At 61.3% G+C, this 13165-nt stretch carries 13 protein-coding genes and 1 pseudogene; 3 read left to right on the top strand and 11 right to left on the bottom strand.

The features are described 5' to 3' along the window. Positions 1–27: 27 nt before the first annotated feature. The 8 genes from fabF to E4Q08_RS17515 form a co-directional block, all read right to left on the bottom strand. Positions 28–1266, bottom strand: coding sequence for a beta-ketoacyl-ACP synthase II (gene fabF / locus E4Q08_RS17550; protein ID WP_034916728.1), 1239 nt, complete (start codon positions 1264–1266; stop codon positions 28–30). Positions 1267–1371: 105 nt separating this feature from the next. Continuing rightward, positions 1372–1608, bottom strand: coding sequence for an acyl carrier protein (gene acpP, locus E4Q08_RS17545; RefSeq protein WP_034899680.1), 237 nt, complete (start codon positions 1606–1608; stop codon positions 1372–1374). 117 nt (positions 1609–1725) lie between these two features. Continuing rightward, positions 1726–2466: a 3-oxoacyl-ACP reductase FabG gene (gene fabG, locus E4Q08_RS17540; protein ID WP_034916713.1), complete on the bottom strand. Its 741-nt coding sequence runs from the start codon at positions 2464–2466 to the stop codon at positions 1726–1728. Positions 2467–2471: 5 nt separating this feature from the next. After that, the gene (gene fabD, locus E4Q08_RS17535; RefSeq protein ID WP_169071310.1) at positions 2472–3413 is read right to left on the bottom strand and encodes an ACP S-malonyltransferase; all 942 of its coding nucleotides are present in this window, start codon (positions 3411–3413) and stop codon (positions 2472–2474) included. An 11-nt stretch (positions 3414–3424) separates the two neighbouring features. Further along, positions 3425–4384 (bottom strand): beta-ketoacyl-ACP synthase III, encoded by a 960-nt coding sequence (locus tag E4Q08_RS17530; RefSeq protein WP_034916717.1) that lies wholly within the window; start codon positions 4382–4384, stop codon positions 3425–3427. A gap of 1 nt (position 4385) precedes the next feature. Next, the gene (gene plsX, locus E4Q08_RS17525) at positions 4386–5399 is read right to left on the bottom strand and encodes a phosphate acyltransferase PlsX (RefSeq protein WP_034916719.1); all 1014 of its coding nucleotides are present in this window, start codon (positions 5397–5399) and stop codon (positions 4386–4388) included. A gap of 63 nt (positions 5400–5462) precedes the next feature. Continuing rightward, positions 5463–5642, bottom strand: coding sequence for a 50S ribosomal protein L32 (gene rpmF / locus E4Q08_RS17520; protein ID WP_034916721.1), 180 nt, complete (start codon positions 5640–5642; stop codon positions 5463–5465). A gap of 15 nt (positions 5643–5657) precedes the next feature. Next, positions 5658–6149, bottom strand: a complete 492-nt coding sequence (locus E4Q08_RS17515; protein WP_211203476.1) for a YceD family protein — start codon at positions 6147–6149, stop codon at positions 5658–5660. A 140-nt stretch (positions 6150–6289) separates the two neighbouring features. Between E4Q08_RS17515 and E4Q08_RS17510 the strand changes: the two genes are divergently transcribed. Together E4Q08_RS17510 and E4Q08_RS17505 are read left to right on the top strand one after the other, a co-directional pair. Next, positions 6290–6868 carry a Maf family protein gene (locus E4Q08_RS17510; RefSeq protein ID WP_034916731.1) on the top strand — a complete coding sequence of 193 codons (579 nt, stop codon included), beginning with the start codon at positions 6290–6292 and terminating at the stop codon, positions 6866–6868. 33 nt (positions 6869–6901) lie between these two features. Beyond that, on the top strand, positions 6902–7612 hold the full coding sequence (locus tag E4Q08_RS17505) for an SAM-dependent methyltransferase (RefSeq protein ID WP_169071309.1): 711 nt from the start codon (positions 6902–6904) through the stop codon (positions 7610–7612). Positions 7613–7627: 15 nt separating this feature from the next. On the opposite strand, the gene E4Q08_RS17500 is transcribed toward E4Q08_RS17505, so the two are convergent. From E4Q08_RS17500 to E4Q08_RS17490, 3 genes and pseudogenes are all read right to left on the bottom strand, one after another. Beyond that, positions 7628–8581: a S49 family peptidase gene (locus E4Q08_RS17500; protein ID WP_169071308.1), complete on the bottom strand. Its 954-nt coding sequence runs from the start codon at positions 8579–8581 to the stop codon at positions 7628–7630. After that, positions 8578–8937 (bottom strand): Rieske (2Fe-2S) protein, encoded by a 360-nt coding sequence (locus E4Q08_RS17495; RefSeq protein ID WP_034916733.1) that lies wholly within the window; start codon positions 8935–8937, stop codon positions 8578–8580. The genes E4Q08_RS17500 and E4Q08_RS17495 overlap by 4 nt, the downstream gene beginning before the upstream one ends. 18 nt (positions 8938–8955) lie before the next feature. After that, positions 8956–9949 (bottom strand): annotated as a pseudogene (locus E4Q08_RS17490) (RluA family pseudouridine synthase). Between the two features lie 404 nt (positions 9950–10353). Between E4Q08_RS17490 and E4Q08_RS17485 the strand changes: the two are divergent. Further along, positions 10354–13152, top strand: coding sequence for an Rne/Rng family ribonuclease (locus E4Q08_RS17485; protein ID WP_169071307.1), 2799 nt, complete (start codon positions 10354–10356; stop codon positions 13150–13152). The last annotated feature ends 13 nt before the right edge of the window (positions 13153–13165 follow it).

Genomic DNA, 13165 nt, shown 5'->3' with positions numbered 1-13165 from the left:
CCCGGGTAGCGCGCGCTGATTCCGGGACTAGATGCGTTTGAAGGCGACGGTGGCATTGGTACCGCCGAAGCCGAAAGAGTTCGAGATTCCGACCTCGATCTTCATCGGACGCGCGGTGTTGGCGCAATAATCGAGATCGCAGGATTCATCCTGGTTGAAAATGTTGATCGTCGGCGGCGAAACCTGATGATAGACCGCCAGTACAGTAAACAGGGCCTCGATGCCGCCCGCGGCGCCCAACAGATGGCCGGTCATCGACTTGGTCGAATTGACCACCAATTTGCGCGCATGCTCGCCGAAAGCCCGCTTGACGGCAATGGTCTCGGCCTTGTCACCCAGCGGGGTCGACGTGCCGTGCGCATTGACGTACTGCACCTCATCCATATTCAGCCCGGCGTTGCGCAAGGCGTTTGTCATGCAACGCGCCGCACCTTCACCGTCCTCGCATGGCGCAGTCATGTGGTGGGCGTCGGCACTCATGCCGAAGCCGGCGAGTTCACAGTATATCCGGGCGCCACGCGCTTTCGCATGCTCGTATTCCTCAAGCACCACGACACCAGCCCCTTCACTGAGCACAAAGCCATCGCGGTCCCGGTCCCACGGGCGGCTTGCCGTCTGCGGATCATCGTTGCGCGTCGAGAGGGCGCGCGGCGCACAGAAACCTCCCAGGCCGAGTTTCGAGATACAGCCTTCGGACCCTCCGGCGATCATGATGTCCACATCACCGTATTCGATCAGACGCCCGGCGTCACCGATGCTGTGCGTACCCGTCGAACAGGCACTGACCAGCGAGATGTTGGGACCTTTGTAACCGCACATGATCGACAGGTTACCGGAGATCATGTTGATGATCGAGCCGGGAACAAAAAACGGCGATACCTTGCGAACGCCACCCGCAGCGAAGTCGTCACAGGTGTTTTCAATCATCGGCAGACCGCCAATCCCCGAACCAATCGACACGCCAACCCGCTCCGGCGCCACCGGCTGCGCATCCAGACCGGCGTCCCGTATGGCTTGCAGTCCCGCCGCCATTCCGTAATGGATGAAGACATCCATCCGGCGCGCTTCTTTCGACGAGAGATACTGGCCAATATCAAAATTCCGAACCTCGCCAGCGATGTGCACGGGAAAGCCGGACACATCGAAACGGGTCACCCGGCCAATACCCGAACGCCCGGCAAGAATGTTCTGCCAGGCTTCTTCGACGGAATTTCCAACCGGAGAAACGATGCCTAGGCCTGTGATGACGACTCTGCGACGTGCCAACTTGGACTCCGACGATTGAAACATTCGGAAACGGATTTCCTTTACCCTCAAACGCACTGCCGAAGACAGCCGCTACCGCGAACTGTCGGCAAGGCTCCTGGTCGATTACTTCTTGTGAGCGGTCACGTAGTCGATGGCCTGCTGCACGGTGGTGATCTTCTCGGCTTCATCATCCGGAATCTCGCACTCGAACTCCTCTTCCAGAGCCATCACCAACTCCACCGTGTCCAGCGAATCAGCGCCAAGATCATCGACAAACGACGATTCGTTCTTGATGTCCGCTTCATTGACACCAAGCTGTTCTGCGACAATCTTCTTGACACGCTGTTCAATATTTTCCATCAAGGTCTTCCTTCTCAAGGTTCAAATGTAAAACAAAAACGCGCCATTCTAACAAAATGGCCGCAAGTTACCAATGCTCACAGCAGCCGGCTGCAAGTCTCCGGCGGCCGGCATTGCTCAGCCCATGAACATGCCACCGTTGACATGCAGTGTCGTACCGGTGACATAAGCAGCCCCCGCGGATGCCAGAAAAGCAACTGCAGCAGCGACATCCTGAGCAGATCCGAAGCGACCGAGTGGAATATTCCCGAGCAGCGCGGCCTTCTGCTTGTCGTCGAGGGCCTTCGTCATATCCGTATCGATCAGCCCGGGCGCCACACAATTGACGGTGATATTGCGACTGGCGAGTTCTCGGGCCAGCGCCCGGCTCATGCCGGCGACGCCAGCCTTGGCCGCGCAGTAATTCACCTGACCGGAATTGCCTGCATGAGCGACCACCGAGGTCACGTTGATGATCCGCCCATACCTGGCCTTGATCATGCCGCGCATGACCGCTCTGGAGAGTCGGAAAACGGCTTTCAGGTTGGTATCGAGGACCGTCTCCCACTCGTCGTCCTTGAGACGCAGCGCGAGGTTATCGCGGGTGATACCGGCGTTGTTGATCAGGATCGATACCGCACCGTAGGTCTTCTCGATATGGCTGACCAGCGCATCCACCTGTCCGGCATCGCGCACTTCGAGCAGCGCCCCCTCACCCTTGCTGTCTGCATCATTCAGGTACGCCGCGATATTCGCAGCACCCTCGGGACTCGTTGCGGTCCCGATCACGGTTGCTCCCAGGCGGCCCAGTTCGCGTGCGATCGCCTGACCGATACCACGCGAGGCACCGGTCACGAGTGCCACTTGCCCTTCGAGCATGATCCTTACTCCAGGTTCGCTACGGCAGCTTCGATCGCCGCCCGATCAGCCAGCGCGATACTCGTCAACGGCTCTGCACAGCGCTTGCTGAGGCCTGCCAGAACCTTGCCGGGTCCGCATTCGGCGATCGTCGTGATGTCCATGGCAGCCATTTTCCGGATCGTCTCGACCCAGCGCACCGGAGAGTACGCCTGCCGAACCAGAGCGTCCTTGATCCGAGCGGGGTCCGACTCGATGGCCACATCCACATTGTTGATCACCGGTATCTGGGCTGCGGCAAAGCTCAACTCGTCCAGACGGGCTGCCAGTTTGGCAGCCGCCGGCCGCATCAGCGAGGAGTGAAAGGGTGCGGAAACCGGCAGCAGCAGCGCGCGCTTGGCGCCATTCGCCTTGCACACGGCACAGGCACGTTCCACTGCCGCCTTGCTGCCAGCAATGACGGTCTGCCCGGGCCCGTTGTAATTGACCGGTTCAACCACCTCGGCAGTGCTGCCGGCCACCCTGGCTTCGGCACAGGCCGCGGCAATTCTATCGTCATCGATCCCGAGAATGGCGGCCATCGCCCCCGCGCCCGCGGGGACCGCTTCCTGCATCGCCGCCGCACGCAGGCGAACCAGCGGCACCGCATCCTTGAAGGCAATGACGCCGGCGACCACCAGCGCGGTGTACTCGCCGAGGCTGTGACCGGCGAGGAGCGTCGGCACCTCGCCACCCATGTCGAGCCATAGGCGATAGACCGCAATCCCGGCGCTCAGCATCACGGGCTGGGTATTGACGGTCTGTGCCAGGGCTTCGGCCGGGCCATCGGCAAGCAATTTCCAGAGATCCTGGTCGAGTGCCGCCGAAGCCTCGGCGAAAGTGGCACGCACCACCGCGGAATCGCCGTAGGCCGCCATCATTCCCACCGCTTGCGAGCCCTGACCGGGAAAAACAAAAGCGAACGCCATGCATACTTCCTTTAGAATTCGAACAGAACTGCGCCCCAGGTGAAACCACCACCAACGCCTTCGAGCATGATCTTCTGTCCGGCCTGCATGCGTCGATCGCGAATGGCCTCATCCAGAGCCAGAGGAACCGAGGCAGCCGACGTGTTGCCATGCCGGTCGACGGTGACAACCAGCTTGTCCATCGGCATTTTCATTCTTCTGGCCGTGGCTTCCAGGATGCGAATATTGGCCTGGTGCGGAATCAGCCAGTCGATATCGGAAGATGCGATGCCGGCCGCCTGGCAGCACTCCTCGCCAACTTCCGCGAGGACGCGCACAGCAAACTTGAACACCGCCTGCCCATCCATACGCAGGAAAGGATCGCCCGTCACCCGACCGCCGCTGACACCACCCGGCACCGACAGGATAGCGTGGTGCGCACCGTCGGCGTGCAGGGCGGTTGCCAGGATTCCCGGCTGATCGGACGTCTCCAGAACGACTGCACCGGCACCATCGCCGAACAGCACACAGGTGGCTCGATCATTCCAGTCGAGAATATGCGAGAAGACTTCGGCTCCGACCACCAAAGCGCGCCGATGACTCCCCGAACGGAGGAACTTGTCGGCAATCGCCAGCGCGTAGACGAAGCCGCTGCAAACCGCCTGCACGTCAAACGCCGTAGCTCCATGATTCCCGAGTTTGGCCTGCAGCAAGCAGGCGGTACTCGGAAAAATGAAATCCGGGGTCGAGGTCGCCACAATGATCAGATCCAGATCGGACGCCTCAAGACCAGCGGCGTTCAGTGCCCGACGGCTCGCCTCCAGGCCCAGATCACTGGAAGTCTCGCCCTGGTCCGCGAGATGACGGCAGCGAATGCCGGTACGACTGACGATCCAGTCATCGTTGGTTTCGATGCCACGGTGCACGAGATCATCGTTGCTGACTGGGGGGCCGGGCAGAAAACTGCCGGTCCCGGTAATGCGGGAGAACATGCTAGGCGGTCTCCTGAAGCGGTTGTTGCTGCGCAACGCGTTCGCTGATGCGTGCGAGAACGCCACTACTGGCCTCATCTGCAGCACGCTGCAGCGCGCGCGTAAAAGCAATGACATCGGCCGAGCCATGGCTCTTGACGACGATACCCTTCAAGCCGAGCAGGGTGGCGCCGTTGTACTGGCGATGGTCAACCCGCTTCTTGAACCTATTGAGCACCGGCATGGCGACCACAGCCGCCAGCCTGGTAAACAGATTGCGCCGGAATTCCTGCCGCAGGAAAGTAGCCAGCAGTTGTGCCAGACCTTCCGAAGCCTTGAGCGCGACATTGCCGACAAAGCCATCGCAAACAATGACGTCTGCCTCGCCTTTGTAGAGCCCGTCACCTTCGATATTACCGACGAAATTCAAACCCGACTCCCAAAGCAACTCGGCAGCCCGCTTGGCGACATCATTGCCCTTGATGTCCTCTTCGCCGATGTTCAGCATCCCGACCGTTGGTCGATCTCGATGCTCGATGGCAGAAACCAGCGAAGCGCCCATGATTCCGAACTGCAGCAGATGCCCTGGGCTGCAATCGACATTGGCGCCGAGATCGAGCACATGCGTGTGCCCGGTGAGCGTGGGCAGCACCGCACAGATCGCCGGTCGATCGATCCCCGGCAGCATCTTCAGGACGAATCGGGAAATGGCCATCAGCGCGCCGGTGTTCCCGGCCGAAACACAGGCATCCGCCTCGCCCTGCTTGACCAGGTTGATGGCGACACGCATCGACGAGTCTTTCTTGGTGCGCAGCGTCAGTGCCGGCGACTCATCCATCGCCACCACTTCCGTGGCATGACGTACGGCAACCCGGCCGATCGCAGCGTCGCCCAGAAAAGGGCGAATGCTCTCGGCGAGACCCACCAGAATGACGCGCACGTCAGAACGATCGCGTACAAACTGGAGTGCTGCCGGAACGGTCACGCAGGGACCGTGGTCCCCTCCCATGCAGTCGATGGCGACGGTAATGGTCATCCGATGACAGACCAGGACTGGCAACTCACCATCACGGAAAGGCGCTCACCCAAGCCAGCAGAATCACTCGCCGGCGCTTTTGACGACCTTCTTGCCCCGATAATAACCCGACGGGCTGACGTGGTGACGCAGGTGGACCTCGCCGGTCGTCGGCTCGATCGCCAGCGGCATGCCGCTCAGGGAATCGTGCGCACGATGCATGCCACGCTTGGAAGGGGATTTCTTGTTCTGTTGCACAGCCATCACGAACTCCTAGAATCAAACTTGCTCAGCCTTGCCCTGAAGGCCGGCCAACACTGAAAACGGTGACACATTTGCCGACCCCGGAGCAACCCCGGGCAGGGCGCAATGATCGTGGCGCGGAGCGAGGGGAAGCGCAAGCAGAATTTCATCCTCGATCAGTACGGCAACATCCAGTTCCTTCTGATCGGGAAGAAAGTCCCTGGAGTCATCCTCCAGTTCCTCCTGTGTCAGGTCACCGTCGCTATCGACAAATTCCAGCAGACTACGCACCTCGATCGGGTAGTCGATCGCCTCGAGGCAGCGTTGACAGCACAGGGACAAGACACCATCCACCTCCACCAGTAACTGTGGGCGCTTGCAAGGCCCCATTCGTCCCTGGATCCGGTACGTCAGAGAGCCATCTGAAGCAGTCAACAGATCAAGCAATCGAGTCAGTGCTGCGACGGGCAGCTCGCCTTGCAGCGAACCTCCTTCACGTGCAAATACCTGGCTGTCAATCACGTCCATCACGACTCGTCACGACACAAGGGGCGCATGATATTATCTTCGGCTTTTGAAGTCAAAGCAGCGACGCGGCAAATTGCGGCATTCCCTGGTTTTTTCCGCTTTGCCCCGGTCTTTGCGCAGAAGTTGACCCTCCGATGCCCATGCCACCGCTCATTCTCGCCTCGACCTCGCCGTATCGCCGTGAACTGCTGGCTCGCCTTGGTTTGCCGTTCGAGACCGCCAATCCCGCCGTTGACGAAGCCCTGCTGCTAGGCGAAACCCCTGAAGCTGGCGCCCTGCGCCTTTCGGAAGCCAAGGCCCGCGCCGTCGCCGGTTCGCACGGCGACGCCCTGATCATTGGCAGCGACCAGGTGGCCTGTCTGGACGGCCAGATTTTCGGGAAACCGGGAACCCATGACAATGCACTGCGCCAGTTGCAGGCCATGCGTGGCCACCGCGTGAACTTCTTCACCGGTCTCTGCCTTCTGAACGCAAGAACCGGCAAAGCACATCGGCGCGGCGTAGCGACGCTGGTCACTTTCAGAAACCTGCAAGACGAGGAAATCGAAAGCTACCTGCGCAAGGAACAACCGTACCACTGTGCCGGCAGTGCCAAATCGGAAGGGCTGGGAATCGCCCTGATTGCCAGAATCGACGGCGAAGACCCGAATGCACTGATCGGACTGCCGCTGATCGCGCTCTGCGACCTGCTGCGAATCGAGAACGTCTCGGTATTCTGATCGTCAGGGGATCGTTCGGAGGCCAGGCACTGCATGAAAACCGGCCGGCTTTATCTGATTCCGGTGCCACTCGGCCAAACTCCGGTAGCGGACGTACTGCCAGGGCCCGTTCTGGCCTGTGCGCAAAGACTCGTGCATTTCGTTGCCGAGAATGCCAAGACGGCGCGCGCCTTCCTCAAGTCGCTGCCTTCCGAGACGCCGCTGCAACAGATCGAGATACTGGAACTCAACGAACATACCGCGGCCAGCGCGCTACCACAACTTCTGGCGCCGGCACTGGCTGGCAATGACCTTGGACTGATCTCCGAGGCCGGCTGCCCCGCAGTGGCCGACCCTGGTGCCGCTCTGGTTGCGCTGGCCCATCAGCGAGGCGTCCAGGTCGTTCCCATGATCGGTCCCTCGTCGATCCTGCTCGCCTTGATGGCTTCAGGACTGAGCGGCCAAAGTTTCGCGTTTCACGGCTACCTGCCAAGCGGCCCCCAGGAACTCGGAACACGCTTGCGCGAGCTGGAAAGAGAATCACGGCAGCAACAGCGAACCCAAATCTTCATCGAAACGCCCTACCGCAACCGCCAGATGCTCGCAGCACTCGTCCAGACCTGTGCGCCGAGCACGCGCGTCTGTGTCGCGACCGACCTCTCGCTCGATGAGGAGCAGATCACGACTCGAACGGTTTCCGAATGGCGGCGCCAACAGCACCCCGAGATCAGTCGCCGACCGACGGTATTCCTTTTGCAGGCCTAGTGAACACCTACGCGGTCAATGAAACAGTGGCCTGCCGGCGCCAAGCAGCGAGCCCGCCACACCCTGCACGGCATCGGCACGCAGGCGCTTGGCAAAACGTTCGGCGATATTTTCCTTGATGGTGAACTCGACGATCCGCTCCGCCTTGATCACGTCACGCGCCACCGAACCGACGGTGCCAAAGCCATCGGCGAGACCCAGACCGACACTTTGACTGCCGGTCCACATCAGGCCGCTGAACATCTCCGGCGTTTCCTTGAGCCGCGTGCCGCGCCCTCGCCGGACGACCTCGATGAACTGCTTGTGGATCTCGCGCAGCAACACCCGCGCGTGTTCCTTCTGCTTCGCGTCCTGCGGCGAGAAAGGATCGAGGAAACCCTTGTTCTCCCCGGCGGTCAGCAGCCGACGTTCGACGCCAAGCTTTTCCATCGTCCCGGTGAAACCGAAACCGTCCATCAGCACACCGATCGACCCGACGATGCTGGCCTTGTCTACGAAAATCTTGTCAGCCGCCACAGCAACGTAGTAGCCGCCGGAAGCGCAGAGGTCTTCGACCACGGCATACAGCGGAATCTGCGGGTGCTTGGTACGCAAGCGACGAATTTCGTCGTGGACGATACCTGCCTGAACAGGGCTGCCACCCGGGCTGTTGACCCGCAGGATGACGCCCGCCGTTCCCTTGTCCGCGAAAGCGGCTTCCAGCGCGTCGTTGACATTCTGCGCACTGGCTTCGCCCTGTGCCTCGATCGTGCCATGCAGATGGATGACCGCCGTATGCCTGCCATCGGCAAGCTGCTCGGAGCCGCCCCAATCAACGACCAGCACCAGGACTGCGACCAGGTAGGCCAGGCCAGCCAGCTTGAAAAAAATACCCCAGCGCCGCTTCGCCCGCTGCTCGTGCAGCGACGCGAAGGCAACCTTCTCCAGTAACTGCCGTTCCCAGGGTGGTTCGTTTTCAGGGGTACTCAAGATATCTGCTCGCTGGGGGTGAAATAGATCGCGCCATCCCGTTCTTCGACGGGTAGCGGCGTCAGCCCTCTGCCGTTACAACGACCGCCCAGGCAGCGGCCGTCTTCCGGCGAGTAGAGCGCGCCATGCGTTGCGCAGATCAAGTATAACTTGGAATGATCGAAGAATTCCTTGGGCTGCCAGTCGAGTTCAACGGGAACATGCGCACAACGATTGCAGTAGGCAAAGACACGACCCTGAAATCGCACCGCAAATGCCGGCTCTTCGGTGCCATAGCGCCTGACCGTGAAGCGTACCCCCGGCCCGCCGTCCAGCAAATCACCGGAAAGACAGATCAGGCGTGCAGCCATGGCCACTCGGACAGTCCCGTCCACTCAGACCTTCTCGCCATAATCCTGCTTTTCCTTCGCCGAAATGCTGTGCACGAAGCTCTTCAGCGCCGCCGGCAGCGCCGCTTCCACCACCAATTCCCGCTCCTCCAGCGGGTGTGGCAGGCGCATCCGCCAAGCGTGCAGAAACATGCGCTTCAGCCCTTCCCTGGACAACGCCTTGTTCAGCGCAAAGTCGCCATATTTTTCGTCACCGGCGATCGGAAAGCCCAGATGCGCGAGATGGACTCGGATCTGGTGCGTTCGCCCGGTTTTCAGCTCGGCTTCCAGCAGGCTGAAACGTTCCCAGCGCGCCACGAGGCGGAAGAGGGTATGCGCAGTCTTGCCCTCCTCGGAAACGCGCACTCGACGCTCACCCGATGCCTGCAGATACTTGAGCAAGGGTAGCCGAACATTGCGCAGCGGATCCATCCAGCGACCGCAGACCAGGACCAGGTAACGTTTGTCGGCTCCCTGCCCCCCCCCCACCGAGACCGCCGCTACGGAACATCTGGTGCAAGGCCAGGAGCACCGAGCGTTTCTTGCCCAGCAAGAGGATTCCCGAGGTTTCGCGGTCAAGCCGATGCGCAAGTTCGAGAAAACGCGCCTGTGGCCGCTGCCGTCGCAGCGCCTCGATGACCCCGAAGCTCTCGCCACTGCCACCATGCACGGCGATGCCGGCTGGCTTGTCGACGACCAACAAGCCCTCGTCTTCGAAAACAATGGGCAGGTGCACCTTGAATTCGGCGCCGGCGACCACTTCCTGTTCGATGCTGGCGATTCGCAACGGCGGGATACGCAGCACATCGCCACTCTGCAGACGGTAGGAAACCTCCGCTCGCCGGCCGTTGACTCGCACCTGTCCGCTGCGCACGATGCTGTAGACGTGGCTCTTGGGCACCCCTTTGCACTTCTTCAGCAGCAAGTTATCGAGGCGCTGTCCATGCTCATTCTCGGTAATCAGCGTCTGGGAAACGGAGTTTTTGCTAACTTCGGCCATTTTGAATATACTTGACTTGATTTGCGTTTTGGGTTGAAAGAGGCGCTGACCCGTGAGACCGTCGAGCAGCGCCGATTGTAAAGCCATTGCGACGCACTTTCCGGCAGGCCTCAGCCGCCTCTCTTGCGCCAAGCTGCGCAAGATCACTCAACGCCAATCACCTGGTTAAGTACGCTCACCACGAAGTAGCGATACTACTTGAACTGCGCGCGCCTAGCACCTGTGGAGCGGCCCTGGCAGATTCCCGAGTCCTTGGCTTTCAAGGCCCGACGAGAAATCGAGTCGGCGAGATACCCCTATTAGTTGCACTACTGGAAAGTCTCTCAAGCATTCCCCCCCACAACTAATCCGTTACTGCCTGCACAAGGCCCTTGCCCCCGGCAAAGCGCGCGGGAGCCCAAATCATGAAACGCATGCTGTTTAACGCCACACAGGCCGAGGAACTCCGTGTTGCCATTGTCGACGGTCAGAAGCTCATTGACCTGGACATCGAATCGGCGAACAAGGAACAGAAAAAGAGCAACATTTATAAAGCAGTCATTACCCGCATCGAGCCCAGCCTCGAGGCGGCGTTCGTCGACTACGGATCGGAACGACACGGCTTTCTTCCCTTCAAGGAAGTCTCCCGCGCCTTCTTCCAGCCCGGAGTCGACGCGGGCCGCGCCAGTATCAGAGAAGCGCTGCGCGAAGGCCAGGAACTGATCGTCCAGGTGGACAAGGACGAACGCGGCAACAAGGGTGCCGCGCTGACGACCTTTGTCAGTCTCGCCGGCCGATACCTGGTGCTGATGCCGAACAATCCGCGCGGTGGCGGCGTCTCGCGCCGCGTCGAAGGCGACGAGCGTACGGAACTGCGGGAAGTGATGGATCAGCTACAGGTCGCACCGGGAATGAGTCTGATCGCCCGCACTGCCGCGATCGGCCGCAACGCCGAAGAACTGCAATGGGATCTCAATTACCTGCTGCAGTTGTGGAAAGCCATTGAAGCCGCCGCCCAGCAGCAGAAGGGTGCCTTCCTGATCTACCAGGAGGGCAGCCTGGTCATCCGCGCCATCCGTGACTACTTTCAGCCCGAAATCGGCGAAATCCTGATCGATACCGACGATGTTTTCGAACAGGCACAGCAATTCATGGAACATGTGATGCCGGGAACCGTCAATCGCATCAAGCGCTATCGCGACGATGTGCCGCTGTTCTCCCGCTTCCAGATCGAGCATCAGATCGAATCCGCCTACTCCCGCCAGGTCACCCTGCCGTCGGGTGGCGCGATCGTCATCGACCATACCGAAGCGCTGGTTTCCGTCGATGTGAACTCTGGCCGCTCGACCCGTGGTGCCGACATCGAGGAAACGGCGCTGAAGACCAACCTCGAAGCCGCCGAAGAAATGGCCCGCCAACTGCGCCTGCGCGATCTCGGCGGTCTGATCATCATCGACTTCATTGACATGGAGAATCAGCGCAATCAACGCGAGGTTGAAAATCGCGTCCGCGAGGCGCTGCGCTTCGATCGCGCCCGCGTGCAGACCGGCAAGATCAGCCGCTTCGGCCTGCTCGAGCTGTCGCGCCAGCGCCTGCGCCCAGCACTCGCCGAAACCAGCTACATCCCCTGCCCGCGTTGTTCGGGGACGGGCCACATCCGCAGCACGGAATCTGCAGCCCTGCACATCCTGCGTATTCTCGAAGAGGAAGCGATGAAGGACAACACTGCCGCCGTGCATGCGCAGGTGCCGGTCGATGTCGCCACCTTCCTGCTCAACGAAAAACGGGCCGACGTCCAGGCCATCGAACAGCGGCACAAGGTCACCATCCTGCTGATTCCCAACATTCATCTCGAAACGCCACAGCACACGTTCACGCGCCTGCGTCAGGATGAAGCAGGCCCGGAACTGCTGCAACAGGCCTCGTACCGCATGGTTGCCCTGCCGACCGAGGACGACAGCAAGAACGTCGCCGTGACCGGTGAAAGCAAAGCGCCCCGAGCGGAAGCGGCAATCAAGGGAGTGACCTCATCGCAGCCGGCACCGAACCTTGCCGAAAGGGCATCGGGGAATGTCGAAAAACCCGTCACGGCAGGCCAGCATTTCTGGAAAAAGATCATTTCCTGGTTCCGCCACCAGCCTGCTGCCGTTCCGGAACCTCCGCAACCGACACGCGTCAGCACCCCTGCGCGCGAGGGACCGCGCGACAATCGCCGGAGCGGTGTTCGCGGACCTCGCCGTGACGAGGCACGCGAACTCCCCGAGACACGCGTCAATCGGGATGCGAGGGAAACCCTGCCGCAATCGCCCGCGCCAGCACGAAGCGAAGCGCAGAAGCCGCGCGAACCGCGGGATCCGACGCTGGCACGCGAACCGCGCCGCCAGCGCAGCGAACGCAGGCCACAAACGCCTGCAGCGGTCACGGCAGGCAACGAAGTGGCGCCGGTCACGCCGCCGGCGCTTGCCACTCCAGTTCCAGAGCAAGCCAGCGACGACCCCGGCAGCGCCGCGCGTCGCCGTGGTCGGCGTGGCGGACGCCGCGAGCGCAGCGAACGAACCGAGAGTACGGTCGAAGCACCGGGAATCGCTGCCGCGAGTGCTGCAAGCAGCAGCACTGAAATGGCAAGCCTGACCGTCGAGCCAGTGGCTCCTGGCGAGGCAGTTGCAACGCGGGTTATGCCAGACACCGCGCAGCCATCTGCTCCCCTTGCCGAGACTCCTCCGGCAATTGCCGAAACCGTTTCAGCACCTGTGGCATCCCGCGAGGCACCCATTGCCGAGGCAGTTCCCGCAGCCCTGGTCGATGTACCCGGCACCGGCGAGGCGCCAGCAAACGTCGAGTCCCCGATGGTCGCGGTAGTCCCGGCAACCCTGGAAGCAGCCGCGGTGGTCGCCACGCCAGCAGCGAGCGAAGCCCAGCCGGTGGTCGTGGCGCCGCTCGGCATCGAAGCACCGTCGGTCGTCTTGGCCGCTGCAAACATCGACTTGCCTCCTGCAGCGGATGCGCTTGCATCGATCGAGCCGCTTGCCGCCATCCCACTCGCACCCACCATCCAGGAAGCGATCGCCGGCAGTGGCCTGATCATGGTGGAAACCAGCAAAAACCAGGTTCAGGGGTCGCCGCAGCAGAGCAGCCCGATTACCGCGTCCAGGCCGCCACGTCGCAGACGGGCTAGCGTGGTCGTTCCCGATGAGCCGCTGGTCATGATCGAAACCCGCAAGTAGACCTGCCGCAGAC

This window comes from Candidatus Accumulibacter contiguus (assembly GCF_012940005.1).
Lineage (GTDB): Bacteria > Pseudomonadota > Gammaproteobacteria > Burkholderiales > Rhodocyclaceae > Accumulibacter > Accumulibacter contiguus.
Note: the sequence above shows the minus strand (reverse complement) of the source record. Positions and strands in the feature narration are given on the sequence as shown.